Raw genomic sequence first — 18665 nt, 5'->3', positions numbered from 1 at the left:
ACTCTATAACATACTACTAAACAAGATTTACTAAGATTCTAATTTAATAAGTCGTTGGTGTATGCGCACTAACGATACGAGTGACAGTATCGCTAGGATTGATAAAAGTATGCGGCTTCATAGTATCAATCACATAGCTATCACCCTGATTTAGCAAATACGTGGTCTCTTCGATGCGGATAAGAATTTTGCCTTCGATGACCGTGCCAATCTCTTCTCCTTCATGAGCGATCTTCTCTTCAGTAGAGCTATTCGGTTGATAAGTCTCAATCAGGAATCCTAGATTCTTTGTTGTGCTGCAGTTATATACCTGCTTGAGTGAAACTCTACTATTAGATTCACTGAGCTCAATCAAATCCTTAGGGGTAACCACTACTCTCGCCTTAGGCTCTTTCCATTCATCACTAAAAAAGGTGGTGAGATCAGAACCTAACACCTCTAATATTGCTTTTAATGTATTGACTGCTGGACTAACTTTATTGCGTTCAATAGCACTAATTGAAGTATTGGTCAGTCCTGCCATCCTTGCTAGTTTACGTTGTGAGTAACTTTTAGCAAGGCGCAGCTGATTAATCTTTTTGCCAATATCTTCTTCTGGTTGTTCATCTGTTTCGAGCACTGCCGACACTTTGTCAAGTATCAATTCATCGTCGATATCAGTATCAGTATCAGTATCAGTATCAGTATCAGTATCAGTATCAGTATCAGTATCAGTATCAGTATCAGTAATATTATCTAGAGAGTTTTTTGCTGGCATATTGAATGAATTCCGTGAATAGAAATTTGGACAAGTTATCTTGCGCATAATTTAACTCAGGATGCCATTGTACACCAATCATAAATGGATGTTGTACTAAGCTTATAGCTTCTACTAGCCCATCAGGGGCCATTGCTTCAACAAATAAGCGCTCGCCTACTTCACTGATAGCTTGCTTGTGTAGCGAGTTAACATGCCACTCTTTGCCAAACGCCGCTAACCTTCCCTTCGGCTGAATGATAACGTCATGTACTGGCTGATACTGCACTTCAAGTGGTTGTGTATTGTCTTCTAAATGCGGCTCATAAAATCCATCTATGTCACGCCAATCCGGATGCAACGTTCCATCAAAATGGACATTCATCTCTTGTAAACCTCGGCAAACCGCTAATAAGGGCGTGCCAGTTTTATCAGCATATGCCAATAACTTAAAACTGAGATCGTCACGACCCAAATCTTGCTTTTCTTCAATATGCGTTGCTCCATAGCGTGTCGGTGCGACGTTACTATAGCTGCCAGTTAATAATATGCCATCAGCAATTTCTAGCAGTGCATCAAAATTTTCACTATCAGCAGCAGTGTTTGGCAGCAATATGGGATTACCGCCATAGAAGTTTACTGCATCGATATATTTTTGATAAACCGCTTGTGCTGGCTGACCATCAACCATTTTGTGACAAGAGACAATAGCGATAATTGGTCTGAAAGTATGCATGTTAGTCTTCCCTGAATGTGACATCTAAACCTAAAAGCCTAGTATGAGCTTCTCATGGACTAAAATTTAACATATTCACTCCTAAAATGTAAACTATAAACTTCATTATTAATATCCATTAATAAATATGAATGTAATAAATTACTTTTCAATAGTTTTAAATAAAAATTGACATATATAAATTTCAGTCATATATTGGAGGACATCAGTAAGACAAAAGACACATTTTATACATTAAACAAATTGATAAATGTGGTTATGAAATAACGTTAAGTAGTTAATATTATTGTAAAAAATAAATTAATTAACGTTGATAATGACTCGTAGCAAGTAAATCAGCTCTTATCTTTTGCATCACTTATAGCCACTGTTTTATTTAAAACCATTTATAACCTCTACTAAAAGGTTATAAATGACAGCTATTAAAAACGTAGTAACAACAACCCAAGAAATCATCAAAATTAATAGGAATTATAGACATGACGACAACCAATGGAATGGTCGAATCTGCAAACAACACCGAATATGTATATGTTGCAGCAGGTGATATTAATGGCTTACTTCGTGGTAAGCGCATCCCTTTTAATCAGATGGAAAAAGCAGAAAACGGTGCGATACGATTACCTTTGTCAATCTTAGGAGTCGATATTTGGGGCGCTGATGTCATCGAGTCATCTCAATGTAATGGTGATATAGATGCCATTGCCCGTCCTACAGGCCGCGCAGCATATCCACTTCTTAACACTAGTGCACCATCATCCTTGCTACCCGTTTGGCTATATACCGAAGACAATGAGCCTTATTACGGTGATGCTAGACACGTTTTAGATTACATCAGTAAAAAATTCAAAGCGCTTGGACTCACGCCAGTGATGGCAACTGAACTTGAGTTTTATCTGGTTGACTACATTGAAGGTGAAACTCCAAAACCACCTATCCGTCCAAAAAGCGGTTTGAGATTAAATAAAACTTCAATTTTAAGTATCAATGACTTGCTACAATTCGATGAATTTTTAGATGAAGTCTATGCTCAATGCGAAAAACTTGATATTCCCGTTGATGCAGCTTTAGCTGAGAACGGTTGCGGTCAGTTTGAGATTAATTTATTACACGTTGACGATCCGTTAAAAGCAGCTGATGATGCTATTTTGTTCAAACAAGTTGTTAAAGCTGTCGCTGCACGTCGCAAGTTAACTGCCACCTTTATGGCAAAACCTTTTGGTCTACAGTCGGGCAATGGCTTTCATGTCCACTGTAGCTTGCTTGATAAAGACGGCAATAATGTGTTTGATGATGGGTCAGATGAAGGCTCAGACATGTTACGTCATGCGGTCGCAGGTCTGCTAAAGACTATGTCAGATTGCACCTTATTATTTGCCCCACATGTTAACTCTTATCGCCGTTTTACCCCTGGTACACTGGCACCAAACAACATTTCATGGGGTTATGAGAATCGTACAGCGGCAGTTCGTATCCCTGGTGGCGATTCTAGAGCACGCCGCATTGAGCACCGTGTATCTGGTGCAGATGCTAACCCATATCTAGTCTGTAGCGCAGTTTTAGCAGGCATGTTATATGGCATCGAAAACAAGCTTGAAGCTCCAGAACCAATTAACAGCATTACTTATAACGAAGCTGAGCTTAAAACCTTGCCTTTAGATTGGCTCTCAGCCATCCGTAAGTTTGAAAGCAGCGATTTAATTGACTCTTTATTCCCAAGCGAGATGATTGAGCTGTTAATCGCAGTCAAAAAGCAAGAAGCCAAGCGCTTTGCTCAGCAAGTCACTAACCTTGAATACCTCACCTATTTACAGGATGTCTAATATGTCAAATAGCAATGCTACTCCGCCTATGGATCAAAACCTTCAGTCTAATAACAAGCGCAATATCCCGCATTATTCAGACAAAGGTCAATACCCTGATAGTTATTATGCTGCCAGTCGTAATCCTAAGCCCGACAGACCTGCTTTGAAAAACGACATTCAAACTGAGATTTGTGTGGTTGGTGGCGGCTATAGTGGCTTATCAACAGCATTACATCTTGTTGAGACTGATCACGAGGTCGTCGTTCTTGAAGGGGCACAGATTGGCTGGGGCGCATCAGGACGTAATGGCGGTCAGATTGTCAACGGACTCAACGCTAGTCTACAAAAGATTAAAAAGTCTTATGGTCAACAGAATGCAGACTTTGTCGGTCAGCTAGTGACTCGCGGTGGCAAAATCATTCGCCGTTTCATCAGCGACTACAATATTGACTGTGACCTAAAAGAAAAAAATATCTTTGCCGCTTTAAATAACGGTCAATTAAAAGATTTACAAGAAACGCATGCACTGTGGGAAAGCCATGGTATGCATGATCGAGAGATGTTAGACAAGCATGGTATTCAAGAGCATATAAAAACAGATGCTTATGTAGGCGGAGTCATTGATCACTCGGGTGGGCATTTTCACCCGTTAAATCTTGCGCTTGGTGAAGCTGTTGCTGTTGAACAAGGCGGCGGTATCATTTATGAAAATACGCTCATGGTTGATATTGAGTATGCTGATGACTCTATCAAAATCATTACCGAGTTTGGCACGGTTACTTGTAAGCAAGCGGTTATTTGTGGCAATGCTTATTTAAATAAAGTCATTCCAAAACTGACTGACCGTGTGATGCCAGTATCCACTCAGATCATCGCCACCGAACCTCTAGGGGATCTAGCAGACCAACTACTTCCAACTGATGTCTGTGTTGAAGATGTACGCTATATTCTTGATTACTACCGTCTTTCTGCCGACAAACGTATGTTATTCGGTGGTGGTACTGTTTACGGTGGTCAAGACCCAGCCGACATCACTGCCAAGATCAGACCTAATATGAATAAAATCTTTCCAGAGTTGCGTGATGTCAAAATAGACTATGCATGGAGTGGTAATTTTGCCTTGTCTTTTTCTCGTGTGCCACAACTAGGTAAGCTACATGATCGAGTATTTTTTGCTCATGGCTATAGTGGTCATGGTATAACAGGATCACATTTATTTGGACAGATACTAGCTGATGCTATTAATGGGAAGACCACAGAGTTCGATACTTTTACCAAGATTCCGTGGATACCTTTCCCAGGTGGCCGTGCATTAAGGGTTCCTTATTCTATGATGGGATCATGGTGGTACGCCCTAAAAGATAGTACTGGAATGTAGACTGGCTAGGTTTATTAATAGATAATAGTCCAGTTTTAAAAGCTTTATTTTGAGGATCGTTGTTACATTACACCATCATAACAATGGAGTGTTGTGATGGGCTTGATAGGAAGTCGATTCGCCACTCCTATTAAGAACTAATTAAAGAACGAATTTTGTTCTACAAAAACAATGAGGTTTTACAAGGAGTGTAAATATGAATATGAAGCTCAATGATGCTGTTGAAGGACAGTATCATAACAAGCGAGTTTTTCTAACACTGGTAGTGGGTATAGCCATTTATCTTGCTTTTGTTTGGCTCTCAACCACTCGTGATGCATCTGAATCATGGGGCGCTTTATCATTATTACCAACGCTACTAGTATTAGTCACTGCTATTATCTCTAGACGTCCATTTGAGTCGATGATAGCGGGCTGTGTCGCTGGTCTAGTGATGCTCAACCCCTTTAATTTGGTCTCACCTTTTGCTGACAATATTTCTATGGTTCTAGGTAATGAGACTATTATCTGGATTGTTTTAGTTTGTGGCCTAATGGGTGGTCTTATTCAATTGCTCGAGATTAGCGGTTGTCTAGACGGCTTTAGCGAATGGCTACAAAAAATAATCAAGTCGCGTAGACAGTCACTATTGGCTACATTTGCTTTGGGCGTTGTGGTTTTCATTGATGACTATCTAAACTGTTTAGCAGTCTCAACGTCTGTCAAAAAACTAACTGACACTTATGGCGTGTCACGTGAAAAGCTTGCTTATATCGTTGACTCAACCGCAGCACCTATGTGTGTGATTGTTCCTATTTCTACTTGGGCCGTCTATTTTGCAGGTTTGCTAGAAGAGAATAACGTCGCAGGAGATGGCGCTGGTCTAGGACTTTATATTAGTGCTATCCCTTATATGGCCTATGCTTGGTTTGCCCTTATTATTGTATTCTTGGTCGCAATGGGAATATTCGGTGACTGGGGCCCTATGAAAAGAGCAGAAGCACGTGCAAAGGCAGGTAACCCAGTCCCTGAAGCATTTGTAGAAGAACAGTTGGTTTCAAACGTTAAAGCTAAACGTAAGTTATCATTTAAAGCCAATATCCTTAACTTTGCTTTCCCTATGATCCTATTGATCGTTTCAACTATTTACTTTGAAATCGATCTATTAAGAGGCGCGTTACTCACTTGTTTTGTAACCGTTCTTGTATACTGGGTACAGGGTATCTTAAGCTTTGAGACTCAAGTTGAAGCTATCTTTAAAGGCTTTAAAGTGATGTTATACCCACTCTCAACCGTAATTGGTGGCTTTTTCCTAAAAGCAATCAATGATGAGCTTGGTATGACCATGTATGTGATCGAATCCATCACGCCTTATATGACTATTATCATTTTCCCAGCAGTTATTTTTGCTGTCATGGCTTTCTTAACATTCGCGACTTCATCAAGCTGGGGTCTATACGTTCTAGCAATGCCAATTGTATTTCCAATCTCATTAGCATTAGGTGTTAGTACACCATTGATGATCGGCGCATTATTATCTGCCTCTTCATTTGGTAGCCATGCTTGTTTCTTTAGTGATTCATCATTACTAGCAGCACAAGGAGCTGGCTGTTCACCGATGCAGCATGCCTTTACGCAGTTCCCCTATGCGATGCTTGGTGCAGTATTGTCCGTCGTAACCTTCTTAGGCTTAGGTTATATGATGGCTTAAGTATTGATTAGCGTTATTATTAACCGTTAAACCATGGGCAATTACTGATTGGTAGTTGCCCATTATTAACTGTCCAACATCATCTTTTTGTCCGACATTACTTATCCGCCTATAAAAGGAATTAGATTATGCGCACTGTAACCGTTGCTACCACTCAGATGGCTTGTAGCTGGGATAAACAACAAAATATTGATATCGCTACTGATTTAGTCACTAAAGCTGCCAAGGCTGGCGCCAATATTATCTTGCTACAAGAGTTGTTTGAGACCCCCTACTTTTGCCAAGTTCATGACTTCGATTATTTTAAGCTTGCTACCTCAGTAGCAGACAACGCTGCTATCAAACACTTTAGAAACTTGGCCAAAGAGCTAGCAGTGGTACTACCGATTAGCTTTTATGAAAAATCAGGTAATACTTTTTTTAATAGTGTCACCGTGATTGATGCCGATGGCGAAATACTGGGCACTTATCGTAAAACCCACATACCAGATGGTATTCCTTACGCCGAAAAGTTTTATTTTACCCCAGGCGATACTGGATTCAAGGTTTGGGAAACCAAATATGCCAAGATTGGTGTAGGTATCTGCTGGGATCAGTGGTTCCCTGAATGCGCGCGTAGTATGGCACTTATGGGTGCTGAGATATTATTTTACCCGACAGCGATTGGTGATGAGCCAACATTGGGTATCAATTCAAAAGGCCATTGGCAGCGTTGTATGCAAGGTCATGCAGCAGCCAACCTAATGCCAGTGGTGGCGTCTAATCGTATCGGCTCCGAGACGATAACGCAGAACGGCGTTGATAGCGTTATGGCGTTCTACGGTAGCTCATTTATCACTGATGGAAGAGGTGAGATTATCGAAGAAGCCTCAGCAGATAAAACTGAAGTGATTAGCGCAACCTTTGATTTGGATAAGCTTGCCAGTGAGCGTCATCAGTGGGGTGTTTTCCGCGATCGTCGTCCATCTATGTATGGCACTTTGCTTACCCATGGCTAAACTGCAAATAATGTCAAACTGTGACTGATATAGGCCATACAAAATCGTTTCTTAAAATAATACTGCTAACAAGGTGACTCATATGTCTGAACTCATTCAAGACTCAACTCCGTCCGATGACGGCTTTTATATGCCAGCGGAATTTGAGCCATTACAGAAAGTATGGATGGTATGGCCCTATCGAGCGGATAACTGGCGTCAGCAAGCGATACCTGCCAAAGCAGCTTACGCGGCGGTAGCTATGGCTATCAGACGCTTTTGTGAGGTCGCAGTCTTAGTCAACCCTAACGACTATCAACAATGTCGTGATAGCCTACCTGATGAGATCGAAGTCATCTCTATGCCGAGCAATGATGCATGGGCGCGTGACATCGTTCCAACCTTTTTAATCAATGATGCAGGTGAGCTACGCGGCTGTGATTGGACTTTCAATGCGTGGGGCGGAGACTATGACGGTCTCTATGCGCCTTGGGATGACGATGATAAGTTGGCTGCACGCCTGTGCGATTATTTAGACATTAAACGCTACCGTACTGAAAGTTTTGTGATGGAAGGTGGCGCGTTTCATGTCGATGGTGAAGGCACAGTATTGACTACGCGTATGTGTCTGCTCAGTCCTGGGCGTAATCCGCATCTTACCGAGCGCCAAATTGAAGACCAGCTTAAAGCTTATCTTAATGTCCAAAAAGTATTATGGATCGATGATGGTATTGATCCTGATGAGACAACGGGGCATATTGATGATATCGCTTGTTTTGCGCGCCCCGGTGAAGTGGTTTGCTTATTCACTGATGATCCTAGTCATCCGTTTTTTGACGCTACGCAAAAAGCATATCAGCAGTTATCTGCTATGACAGATGCTAAAGGTAGACGTTTGAAAGTTCATAAGCTTTGTTGTACTAAAGACCCCGTAACTTTGCCTGAACATTACGACGTTGAGCAGTCTGATGATGCTAAAGCACGTCGTACAGGTGATGTATGCATCGCCTCGTATGCCAATTTTTTAATCTGTAATGATGCCATTATCGTACCGCAATATGATGATATTAATGACAGTTTAGCAATTGCGCAGCTTGAAAAAGTCTTTCCTAGCCATCAGGTAGTGGGAGTACGGACGAAAGAGATTGTCTTTGGCGGCGGTAATATACATTGTATTACCCAGCAGCAACCAGCAGCCAAATTGTGATTAATTAACAACAAACCTGTTAAGGGCTGTTTAGTTTAAGACTTTATTCTAAGATTTAAATTAATTTAACAGAGTAAGCACCTTTTTAAATAACAACCAGAAATGGATTTTGAACCTAAGGAATATTTATGAGCGAATATCAAGTAACCAACCCAGCTACTGGCGAAGTTGAAGCCACTTACCCTACTGCAAACGAACAAGATATTCAGAATGCTATTGAGCAAGCTGATACGGCTTATCAAGACTGGCAAAAAACGTCTCTTAGCGAACGTAGTGCAATATTAAATAAAGTCGCTGACATCTATATTGATCGTCAGGATGAGCTGGCAGATAGGGTTGCTACAGAAATGGGCAAGCCAGTTGCCCAAGCAAAGGGTGAAATTGGCCTAGTTGCTGAAATTTATCGCTATTATGCGGACAATGCTGAGCAGCTATTAGCACCAAATACCATTGATGTAGATCAAGGCTCAGCCTCGGTAGAAAAGCTACCAGTTGGCGTATTATTTGGCATTATGCCATGGAACTACCCGCATTATCAGGTAGCACGCTTTGTGGCACCAAACGTGGTAGCGGGTAATACCATTATCCTAAAACATGCACCGCAGTGTCCTAATACCGCAGAAGTCGTCGTTGAGATCCTAAAAGACGCCGGTTTACCCGATGGCGTTTATAACAATATCTTTGCTACCAACGATCAAGCAGCGACTATTATTGAAGACAGCAGAGTGCAAGGTGTATCGTTGACGGGTTCTGAGCGTGCAGGACAAGCGGTTGCCAAAATAGCGGGCGGCGCTCTTAAAAAGGTCGTTTTAGAGCTTGGTGGCTCAGATGCCTTTATCGTTGCAGCAGATGCTGATATTGAACAAGCCGTTAAAGGTGCAATCGAAGGTCGCTTTGGTAACACGGGACAAGCTTGTAATGCTGCTAAACGCTTAATCATCGTCGAAAGCGTGTACGACCAGTTTGTAAAAGGCTTCACCGATGCCGTACGTGGAATGACTTTGTCTGATCCGTTAGATCAGAAAACGTTTATTGGACCGATGTCATCACAGAGTGCAGCGGAGAATTTGCAAGAGCAATTAGACGGTGCTATTAAAGCGGGCGCAACTGTATTGGTTGAAGGCGGCATTGTCAAAGACAAGCCCGGTGCTTGGTTTGCTCCTGCCGTACTTGCAGACGTTGATGATTCAATGGATGTCTATAGCCAAGAGCTATTTGGTCCTGTCGCAGTCATCTACAAGGCGCGTGATGTTGCACATGCTATCAAGATTGCCAACGATGTCCCATTTGGTCTTGGTGCTTCTATTCAGACTCAAGACTCAGCATTAGCAGCAGAGATCGCTGAGCAATTGGAAGTCGGTATGGTTACGATCAACTCACCTTCTGGTTCTGAAGCCAATACCCCATTCGGCGGCGTCAAACGCTCAGGTTTTGGTCGCGAGCTTGGTACCCTTGGTATCACTGAATTTTTAAACTATAAGTTAATTCGTGATAAATCGTAATTAATTAATTAATTTTTTAGAAAAAAAGCCTAACATTCAATGTTAGGCTTTTTTATTGGAAGATAATATTTTATCTAAAATATTATCTTTTGGGCGGATTGTCTTTTAACCACAACTGATTCACAATCTTCAATTGACGTAATTCTTCTGACATGATTGCTTCACTTTGACCTGGATATTTAACTGATGCATAGCCATACAATGCAATACCTAACACTGTCCAACCAAGGAAGATCCACCACTCAACACCTATAAGCGCCGAAGGCATACCTGGCATATATAGAATAAGTAGGCCAAAACATAAAACAATTGTGATTATGCCTACCAGCTTTCCAGCTGGTACTCTAAACGGGCGTACCATATCAGGCTCGCGGTAGCGTAGCACTAAGAACGAGATAGCAACACAGGTATAAGCGATAACAATACCAAAACCACCTGCATCAACGATCCACACCAGCATCTTGCGACCGAACAATGGCGCTAGCGTTGCAAGACCACCAATCAGTAAAATCGCATTAACAGGTGTGTTGTATTTTGGATGTAATTTACCTAAGAATGCTGGCAACATATGCGCTTTTGACATGGCATATAGTAGACGACTGCCACCGATTAGGAACGCATTCCAGCTAGATAGAATACCGAGTACACCGCCAATAACTAGTAAGATACCTGCCCATTTGCCTTGCCATGCGTTAGTCATTGCATCAGCAGTAGCAAGCGTTGAGTTTTCCGCTTGCAAAAGTGGCAATGTCGTACCAACGCTCCATGCGATGCCCACATACCACATCACAGCAACGACGATAGAGACAATCAAAAACTTACCAATATTAGGACGTGTCAGATCAATCTCTTCTGCCGCTTGCGGAATAACGTCAAAGCCTACAAACATAAACGGTACCATCACGATAACCGCCATCATGCCACCGACTCCACCGATAAAGGCTGGCGATTGCACTGCATTTGAAGTCTCAGGATTGTATAGTATTGCACCGATAATTAGCAGCGTACCAACAAACAAGATACCTAATACTGCTGTCTTCTGGAACCAAGCACTGACTTCCATACCACGAATATTAAGCCAAGTTACAACGACCGACCCTAGCATACCGACGCCTACCCACGTGGCATAAACTTCCCAACCGGCAATGGTCCATAGGTAACCTTGGTTATAATTGGGTATAAAGTATTCAACGACTGTTGGTAGGGCTACTGCCTCAAATGCGACTACTGAGAAGTAACCAAACAAAATACTCCACGAGCAAATAAAAGAGACATTGACCCCCAATGCTCGGTGGGTATAAGTATGCTCACCGCCTGTAATCGGCATTGATGATGCCAGCTCAGCGTAAGTAACGCCAATCAGTATCACTGCTATACCGCCAATTAAGAACGCTAGCATAGCGCCCCATGTGCCCGCAGATAAAATCCAGCCACCAGCTAAGACGACCCAGCCCCAACCTACCATAGCACCAAATGCTAGGGCAATAATATCGAACGTCCCCAACGATTTCTTTAATCCAGACATAATTTACTCCTTGTCCGTGTGTCATCCGTGTTAACCTTTTTAGGGTTAAGCTGACTTTGATTTATAGGTTAAACCTACCTATTATTCTATTCAAACAACGTACTTATTGAGTACCGTCTCCAACAAACATTTTTGATTATTGAAGTTTCTCAAACCTCAAAAACAGCAACGGCGTCTTGATTTACAAGACGCCGTTGCAGAGCTTATACTCAGAGCTAGTGCTCCGAAGTCGAGGTAGACCTTGACTACTACATTGACATCTTAAATTTTAATCAAACTAATAAGTCTAATTAATAGTGCTACAACGCATAATATATTGTCTAATGTAAAATAGCTAAGACTTAATAAAAATTAAGCAGTTAGAATACCCTTAATAATATCAAGACCTTCTTGTAGGACTTCATCTTCAACTGTTAGCGGTACCATCACACGAATGGCGTTGCCGTGCATTCCACAAGATGCTAATAATAATCCTTGCTCGAAAGATTTGGTTTTTAGGTTAGCCGTTGCATCAGTATCAGGCTTGCCTTCGCTGTCGATTAGCTCAAAAGCTAGCATCGCGCCTTTATGGCGGATATGACCAATACTGCTAAGGTTTAAGCCCTTTAAGAATGCTTCAATTTTGTCGCCAATCTCCACACTACGCTCAAGTAAGTTTTCTTCTTCAATCACTTCCATAACCGCTAACGCTGCTACACAAGCAAGTGGGTTACCAGCATAAGTACCACCCAAGCCGCCTACTTGCGGGGCATCCATAATATCAGCACGACCAATGACCGCAGAGATAGGATAACCACCAGCCAAGCTCTTGGCACTGGTCATCAAATCAGGCTCAACGCCTAACTGCTCACTTGCAAATAAAGTACCTGTTCTAGCAAAACCACACTGTACTTCATCAAAAATTAGGACGATGCCGTGCTCATCACAGATGTCGCGTAAAGATTTAGCAAATGAAGGCGTCACTTGATGGAAGCCACCCTCGCCTTGTACTGGCTCGATAATCATCGCAGCCACTTCACTAGGATCAATATCCGCTTGGAAGATCATCTCAAGGCTATGCAATGCTTGAGCTTCTGTAACATTTAGCTCTTCAGCAGGGAATAGCGCATGAAACACAGGACCTGGCATAGGACCAAAGTTCTTTTTGTATGGCAATACTTTACCCGTTAGGCTCATGCACATTAAGGTGCGACCATGCCAACCGCCAACGAAAGAAATCACACCTGGACGACGCGTCTTAGCACGTGCAATCTTGATACAGTTTTCAACCGCTTCAGCACCAGTGGTTAAGAAGAAAGCTTTTTTCTCACCGCTGATAGGGGCTTTTTCACAAAGTTTTTCAGCAAGATCCACGTAGCATTCGTAGTTGATCATTTGCGCCGCAGTATGGGTGAACTTATCTAGTTGCTCATGCACACGCTGAGTGATTTTTGGATGGCTGTGACCAGTATTCAATACTGAAATACCACCAACGAAGTCGATATAACGATTGCCTTCAACGTCCCAAACTTCTGAGTTCTTTGCTTTTTCTGCAAAAATAGGAAACGCAACCCCAAGCCCTGTTGGTAAAACAGTTTTACGGCGCTCAAACAATGATTGATTGGTAGTAGTCATAGAAATGTCCTTTTCTTTATTTTTAACATAAGTGCCAGTTATTAAGTGGCGGTTATTGAGTAGTGATTTATCTAATTAACCTTCAGTCGAACAACTTATTTGATCAACTGAAGGCTTAAAACTAAATATTGAACCAATTAGCTAGGCTATTAGCTAATATCAGAGCACCAGTATTTGGTTACAACATATTCTTCGATGCCATATTTTGATCCTTCACGACCAAATCCAGATTGCTTGACGCCACCAAATGGTGCGACTTCGGTAGAAATTAAACCCGTATTATGGCCGATGATGCCGTACTCAAGGCCTTCAGTCACACGCCATGAGCGTGCATAGTCGCCACTATAGAAGTAAGCGGCCAAGCCGTAGATAGTGTCGTTGGCCTTACGAATGACGTCTTCTTCATCTTTAAAGGTAAAGATAGTTGCGATAGGACCAAAGATTTCTTCGTGAGCAATATCCATATCACTACTAAGATCAGTGATGACCGTTGGATTGTAGGTCAGCTCCGATGCGCTGTTAGTGCTGCCTCCAGCAATGAGCGTCGCGCCTTTATCTAATGCATCTTTGAGTAGTGCTTGCACTTTTTCTAACGCTTTTTTGTTAATCAGAGGGCCAATATCAACGCCCTCTTCCAAGCCGTTACCCACTTTCAACTCAGCCACTTTTTTGACGAATACATCTAAAAATGCATCTTTGATACTGTCTTGAACATAGACACGGTTGGCGCAAACACAGGTTTGACCAGCGTTACGATATTTAGAAGCAATCAAGCCTTCAGCGGCTTTTTCAAGATCGGCATCATCAAAGACGATGAAGGGCGCATTACCACCTAGCTCTAATGACAGTTTTTTGATAGTTGGCGCACATTGAGCCATCAAAGTACGACCGACTTCGGTAGAGCCTGTGAACGATAGCTTATGAATGCGAGCATCACCGGTTAGGATGTCGCCGATGACAGATGATTTACCAGTGACCACTTGGATAACGCCTACCGGAATACCAGCTTGCTCCGCCAAAGCGCCAAGCGCTAACGCAGAAAATGGGGTTTCGGTCGCAGGTTTAATAATCATCGTACAGCCTGCCGCTAATGCAGGCGCTGCTTTACGAGTAATCATCGCCGCTGGAAAGTTCCAAGGCGTGATAGCCGCGCAGACACCAACGGGCTGTTTTAAGATGACATGGCGCAGTTGTGATTGATTGGCAGGGATAACATCGCCGTAAACACGCTTGCCTTCTTCGGCAAACCAGCGGATAAAGCTATTGGCATAGCCAACTTCACCGCGTGATTCGTTTAAAGGCTTGCCTTGCTCGGCGGTCATAATGATAGCCAAATCTTCTTTATTGGCATCGATGAGGTCGGCCCACTTTTGTAGTAGCTCAGCACGCTCTTTTGGGGTTTTGGCCGCCCAAGTGATTTGCGCTTCATGAGAAGCAGCAACCGCATCGTTGACATCATCGGTCGTCAGGCTTGGCACGGTACCAATAATGTCTCCGCTAAAAGGATTGCTCACATCAAGAGTCGCTTCGTCACTAGCGATATGCCAGCCATCTTTAATGAAGCACTGCTGTTTGAGTAGGTCTGGGTTTGATAGCTTTAGCGTAGACTGCGGCAGTTGTGACATGTTGACACTCCTTGTCGATTAGGCTGATTGCGTGTTTGTAATAATAAATAAAGGCATCGTTTGGATACGACTTTCTATCTATAAATAATTATTGATAACTGTTACGTTGTTCAATATACTGAACATAAATTCTATATATGAGACATCATTATAAGAATGATAGGATACACTTTGCAACCCCTATTATCATTTTCCTGACTATTTAAAGCTTTATTTTTATATCCTTTTACTTCTACTTACTTTTATAGGTTACTTATGAGCTCGACCGCCGTTCCTGCATTAGATAAAACCTTCCAGATTTTAGACTTGATTACGGCCAGCTCTCAGCCTTTAACAGCAGCACATATCGCTAAAGAACTAGAGCTTCCTCGTAGCTCAACTCATAATATTCTACAAAGTCTACTGACCAAGCATGTCATTTATAAAGATACTGAGAATCGCTTTCATCTAGGATCATACTTAATGTATTGGGCGGGCAAATATGAGCAGCAGCAGGGAGTCATACAGTTATTTAAAGATCTAATCGTACAATATCCGGCGCTCCTACAACATACTGTCACCCTATCCAAGCTAGACTTAGGCGAAGTCGTATTCTTGGCCTGTCATGAAGCGCCTGCCCCACTCGGTTTTACCTTCCGTGCTGGGGTGCGCGTACCAGCGGTATTTTCAGCGACCGGCAAGGCTATGCTCTCAACCTTATCTATGGACACCATCGAGACACTATACGAAGGCGACTTTCCTAAACCAATAACCCCAAATGGTGTAGATAATTTTGCTAGTCTATCTGACGAGCTGACCGCTATTCATAGCAGTCGTATCTCATTGGATGATGGGCAACTACGCGAGGGTATGTATTGCTTGGGTACTTATATTCGCAACGCATCTGGCACTGCAGTCGCTGGCATGGCGGTCAGCTTTTTGCAGGTAGAGTATGAATCTAAGCGTGCCGAAGTTAGTGCCGTCCTTATTGAATTAGCTAAACAAATTGAACAGCGCTTAGGCTTTATACCTTCGCATTCAGCCTAGTTTTTCCAACAGCTTTTACCTAAAGGCCTTGGTTTATAAGCTTTTAAACTAAAAATGCCCCAAAAACAGAACCCTTAAAATAGTATCCAGCAACTTCCTGTTTACTATTTTGACTAAACAATTCCATCAGCTTTAAGCTTCGCTATCATCTCACTATCATAACCAAGATCTGCAAGCGTGCTGTCAGTATGCTCGCTTAATTTTGGTGGTGGTGTACGATAAGTGACGGGAGACCCTGAAAGCTTAATAGGACTACCAAGTGCTTTTACAGGGCTGCCTTGCACAGCGAAATCAACAATCATCTCACGTGCTTGCGCTTGCGGCATCGCTAGTGCTTCGGCGATATTATGAATAGCACCGCACGGAATACCTACCTGATCTAAAACCTCCAACCAATACGCACGCGGATGCTCGGCAAACTTTTTAGCTAACTCATCACATAGCAATTTACGCTCTGCAACTCGTGCAGGATTGGTCATAAAACGAATATCGGTATGCCAATCGACTCCTAGCACTTCACAAAGTTTGGCAAATTGACTGTCATTACCACATGCTAAAATGAAATGCTCTTCACTCTGACCTGCAAACACTTGATAAGGCACGATATTAGGATGCTGGTTACCCAGTCTTGGCGGTACAGTTCCTGACGCTAAATGATTCATACCGACATTGGCTAACATGGCCAGCGCACTATCGAGTAGCGCCACATCAACGTGCTGCCCAAGTCCGTTATGTTGACGCGCTAATAGTGCCGCTTGGATACCAATCGTGAGCTGCAAGCCTGCAAATAAATCGACAACAGCAACGCCAACCTTATGCGGTTCACCATCACTAGGACCAGTGATACTCATCAGTCCTGATAAGCCCTGAATAATATAATCGTAACCTGGACGCTTAGCATCTGGTCCCGTTTGTCCAAAACCTGTCAATGACGCATAAATCAGGCGCGGATTGTCTTGTTTCAAGCTATCGTAGTCCAAGCCATATTTCTTAAGACCGCCAACCTTAAAGTTTTCCACCACGATATCGCTATCAGCGATTAACTGCTTGATAATGACTTGTCCTGCAGGTTTAGTAATATCAACGGTGAGCGATTTTTTATTGCGGTTAATAGTCGCATAATAGGCAGAAGTGTCATCGCTGAATTTTGGCGGGGCCCAGTGGCGAGTTTCATCGCCGATGCCAGGACGTTCAACCTTGATAACTTCCGCCCCAAGATCTGCTAAAACTTGCGTACAAGATGGACCTGCCAATACTCTCGATAAATCTAATACCTTGATACCCTGTAATGCTGCCTGAGGTGCATTATCGATATCGACTTGTGCATTAGAAGGTTGTAATGTTGTACTCATGATATTCCCTTACCTTTTAGAAACATTGAGATATCTATTATTTTAAGCTTGCTCATATACCATTATTTCAACTTATAAAAAAACGCACGCTAATGTTAAGCGCTATATTAAAGGCTAAACAGTAACGTACGTTAGTCGTTGAAAATCTATACTGAGTTGTACTTTAATCAAAAACTATTGAATGCTTTAGATTAATAAAACGCTTGAATGCCAGTCTGCGAACGACCTAGTATAAGGGCATGGATATCATGCGTACCCTCATAAGTATTGACCGCTTCTAAGTTCATAACATGGCGAATGATATGAAACTCATCAGAGATACCATTACCACCGTGCATATCACGAGAAACACGAGCGATATCTAATGCCTTGCCGCAGTTATTACGCTTAATTAGTGAAATCATCTCAGGCGCTGCATTGTCTTCGTCCATCAAACGACCCACACGTAGTGCCGCTTGTAAACCAAGAGCAATCTCAGTTTGCATATTAGCAAGCTTTAACTGTACCAACTGCGTTGCTGCTAGTGGACGTCCAAACTGCTTACGATCTAGCGTGTACTGACGTGCGCCTTTCCAGCAAAACTCAGCTGCGCCCATTGCACCCCATGCGATACCATAACGGGCTTTGTTTAAACAGCCAAACGGACCTTTAAGACCACGGATATCTGGGAAAGCATTGGCTTCAGGGACAAATACTTTATCCATGACGATTTCACCAGTGACTGAAGCACGAAGTGAGAACTTACCTTCGATCTTCGGTGCTGATAAGCCTTTCATACCTTTATCTAAGATAAAGCCACGAATGTCGCCTGCATCATCTTTTGCCCAAACGACAAACACATCAGCGATAGGACTGTTAGTAATCCACATTTTATTACCAGTCAGCTCATAACCGCCATCGACAGCGCGCGCACGAGTCGACATTGACGCAGGATCTGAACCTGAGTCTGGCTCGGTCAGACCAAAGCAACCGACATACTCGCCAGTTGCAAGCTTAGGTAGGTACTTCTCTCTTTGCTCTTCAGTACCGTAGGCATGGATAGGATGCATAACCAAACTTGACTGCACACTCATCGCTGAACGATAACCAGAATCTACTGCTTCAACTTCTTTGGCAATCAAACCATAAGCCACGCTTGACAAGCCAGCACAGCCGTAACCCTCGATCGTCACACCAAGCAAGCCCATCTCGCCCATTTGGCGCATAATGTTGCGATCAAAGTTCTCATGGCGATTGGCTTCAATAATGCCAGGCATTAGCTCTTTTTGAAAAAACTGACGTGAGCTGTCATTGACCATACGCTCTTCATCGGTTAACTGACCACGTAATAAAAAAGGATCTTCCCAATCAAAACTTGGGCGAGTAGATGTTGCCATGTGGATCTCCTTGGTGTCAGTCATCCTGACCGACGATAATGATTGATTTGGTTAATGCAACTAGTAATTGACTTACATGTTCCGCTATGCGAAACTTAGTTTCATAATATAAACCA

The 18665-nt window shown here is 42.6% G+C and carries 14 protein-coding genes; 7 read left to right on the top strand and 7 right to left on the bottom strand.

The features are described 5' to 3' along the window. Positions 1 to 43: 43 nt before the first annotated feature. Together AK825_RS04420 and AK825_RS04415 are read right to left on the bottom strand one after the other, a co-directional pair. Positions 44 to 757, bottom strand: coding sequence for a cupin domain-containing protein (locus tag AK825_RS04420; protein ID WP_068034937.1), 714 nt, complete (start codon positions 755 to 757; stop codon positions 44 to 46). After that, positions 732 to 1472 carry a gamma-glutamyl-gamma-aminobutyrate hydrolase family protein gene (locus AK825_RS04415; protein WP_068034936.1) on the bottom strand — a complete coding sequence of 247 codons (741 nt, stop codon included), beginning with the start codon at positions 1470 to 1472 and terminating at the stop codon, positions 732 to 734. The genes AK825_RS04420 and AK825_RS04415 overlap by 26 nt, the downstream gene beginning before the upstream one ends. Positions 1473 to 1951: 479 nt before the next feature. Between AK825_RS04415 and AK825_RS04410 the strand changes: the two genes are divergently transcribed. From AK825_RS04410 to AK825_RS04385, 6 genes are all read left to right on the top strand, one after another. Continuing rightward, positions 1952 to 3295, top strand: coding sequence for a glutamine synthetase family protein (locus AK825_RS04410; RefSeq protein WP_068034935.1), 1344 nt, complete (start codon positions 1952 to 1954; stop codon positions 3293 to 3295). Between the two features lies 1 nt (position 3296). Next, the gene (locus tag AK825_RS04405) at positions 3297 to 4655 is read left to right on the top strand and encodes an FAD-binding oxidoreductase (protein ID WP_227514113.1); all 1359 of its coding nucleotides are present in this window, start codon (positions 3297 to 3299) and stop codon (positions 4653 to 4655) included. Positions 4656 to 4851: 196 nt separating this feature from the next. Then, positions 4852 to 6345, top strand: coding sequence for a Na+/H+ antiporter NhaC family protein (locus AK825_RS04400; RefSeq protein WP_068034934.1), 1494 nt, complete (start codon positions 4852 to 4854; stop codon positions 6343 to 6345). 125 nt (positions 6346 to 6470) lie between these two features. Further along, positions 6471 to 7343: an N-carbamoylputrescine amidase gene (gene aguB / locus AK825_RS04395; protein ID WP_203226516.1), complete on the top strand. Its 873-nt coding sequence runs from the start codon at positions 6471 to 6473 to the stop codon at positions 7341 to 7343. An 82-nt stretch (positions 7344 to 7425) separates the two neighbouring features. Then, entirely contained in the window at positions 7426 to 8529 is a 1104-nt protein-coding gene (gene aguA / locus AK825_RS04390; RefSeq protein WP_068034932.1) for an agmatine deiminase, read from the top strand. A 128-nt stretch (positions 8530 to 8657) separates the two neighbouring features. Then, positions 8658 to 10031, top strand: a complete 1374-nt coding sequence (locus AK825_RS04385) for an NAD-dependent succinate-semialdehyde dehydrogenase (protein ID WP_068034931.1) — start codon at positions 8658 to 8660, stop codon at positions 10029 to 10031. An 82-nt stretch (positions 10032 to 10113) separates the two neighbouring features. Here AK825_RS04385 and AK825_RS04380 read toward each other — a convergent pair whose 3' ends face one another. The 3 genes from AK825_RS04380 to AK825_RS04370 form a co-directional block, all read right to left on the bottom strand. Next, positions 10114 to 11556: an APC family permease gene (locus AK825_RS04380; RefSeq protein ID WP_068034930.1), complete on the bottom strand. Its 1443-nt coding sequence runs from the start codon at positions 11554 to 11556 to the stop codon at positions 10114 to 10116. A gap of 351 nt (positions 11557 to 11907) precedes the next feature. Then, complete coding sequence (gene gabT, locus AK825_RS04375; RefSeq protein WP_068034929.1) at positions 11908 to 13170, bottom strand: 4-aminobutyrate--2-oxoglutarate transaminase; 1263 nt, start codon at positions 13168 to 13170, stop codon at positions 11908 to 11910. Positions 13171 to 13319: 149 nt separating this feature from the next. Then, positions 13320 to 14795, bottom strand: a complete 1476-nt coding sequence (locus AK825_RS04370) for an NAD-dependent succinate-semialdehyde dehydrogenase (protein ID WP_068034928.1) — start codon at positions 14793 to 14795, stop codon at positions 13320 to 13322. Between the two features lie 255 nt (positions 14796 to 15050). Here AK825_RS04370 and AK825_RS04365 point away from each other — a divergent pair, with 255 nt between their 5' ends. After that, positions 15051 to 15821 carry an IclR family transcriptional regulator gene (locus AK825_RS04365; protein WP_068034927.1) on the top strand — a complete coding sequence of 257 codons (771 nt, stop codon included), beginning with the start codon at positions 15051 to 15053 and terminating at the stop codon, positions 15819 to 15821. A gap of 113 nt (positions 15822 to 15934) precedes the next feature. On the opposite strand, the gene AK825_RS04360 is transcribed toward AK825_RS04365, so the two are convergent. Further along, on the bottom strand, positions 15935 to 17173 hold the full coding sequence (locus AK825_RS04360) for a CaiB/BaiF CoA-transferase family protein (protein ID WP_068034926.1): 1239 nt from the start codon (positions 17171 to 17173) through the stop codon (positions 15935 to 15937). Positions 17174 to 17364: 191 nt separating this feature from the next. Next, on the bottom strand, positions 17365 to 18549 hold the full coding sequence (locus AK825_RS04355; protein WP_068034925.1) for an acyl-CoA dehydrogenase: 1185 nt from the start codon (positions 18547 to 18549) through the stop codon (positions 17365 to 17367). Positions 18550 to 18665 lie beyond the last annotated feature (116 nt).

It is taken from the genome of Psychrobacter sp. P11G5 (assembly GCF_001593305.1).
In the GTDB taxonomy this organism is placed as follows: Bacteria; Pseudomonadota; Gammaproteobacteria; order Pseudomonadales; family Moraxellaceae; genus Psychrobacter.
This window is presented reverse-complemented; position numbering and strand designations above follow the sequence as displayed.

Coding starts and splice junctions, on each gene's coding strand:
- AK825_RS04420 (WP_068034937.1), bottom strand. CDS start 757: ATGCCAGCAAAAAACTCTCTAGATAATATTACTGATACTGATACTGAT.
- AK825_RS04415 (WP_068034936.1), bottom strand. CDS start 1,472: ATGCATACTTTCAGACCAATTATCGCTATTGTCTCTTGTCACAAAATG.
- AK825_RS04410 (WP_068034935.1), top strand. CDS start 1,952: ATGACGACAACCAATGGAATGGTCGAATCTGCAAACAACACCGAATAT.
- AK825_RS04405 (WP_227514113.1), top strand. CDS start 3,297: ATGTCAAATAGCAATGCTACTCCGCCTATGGATCAAAACCTTCAGTCT.
- AK825_RS04400 (WP_068034934.1), top strand. CDS start 4,852: ATGAATATGAAGCTCAATGATGCTGTTGAAGGACAGTATCATAACAAG.
- aguA (WP_068034932.1), top strand. CDS start 7,426: ATGTCTGAACTCATTCAAGACTCAACTCCGTCCGATGACGGCTTTTAT.
- AK825_RS04385 (WP_068034931.1), top strand. CDS start 8,658: ATGAGCGAATATCAAGTAACCAACCCAGCTACTGGCGAAGTTGAAGCC.
- AK825_RS04380 (WP_068034930.1), bottom strand. CDS start 11,556: ATGTCTGGATTAAAGAAATCGTTGGGGACGTTCGATATTATTGCCCTA.
- gabT (WP_068034929.1), bottom strand. CDS start 13,170: ATGACTACTACCAATCAATCATTGTTTGAGCGCCGTAAAACTGTTTTA.
- AK825_RS04370 (WP_068034928.1), bottom strand. CDS start 14,795: ATGTCACAACTGCCGCAGTCTACGCTAAAGCTATCAAACCCAGACCTA.
- AK825_RS04365 (WP_068034927.1), top strand. CDS start 15,051: ATGAGCTCGACCGCCGTTCCTGCATTAGATAAAACCTTCCAGATTTTA.
- AK825_RS04360 (WP_068034926.1), bottom strand. CDS start 17,173: ATGAGTACAACATTACAACCTTCTAATGCACAAGTCGATATCGATAAT.
- AK825_RS04355 (WP_068034925.1), bottom strand. CDS start 18,549: ATGGCAACATCTACTCGCCCAAGTTTTGATTGGGAAGATCCTTTTTTA.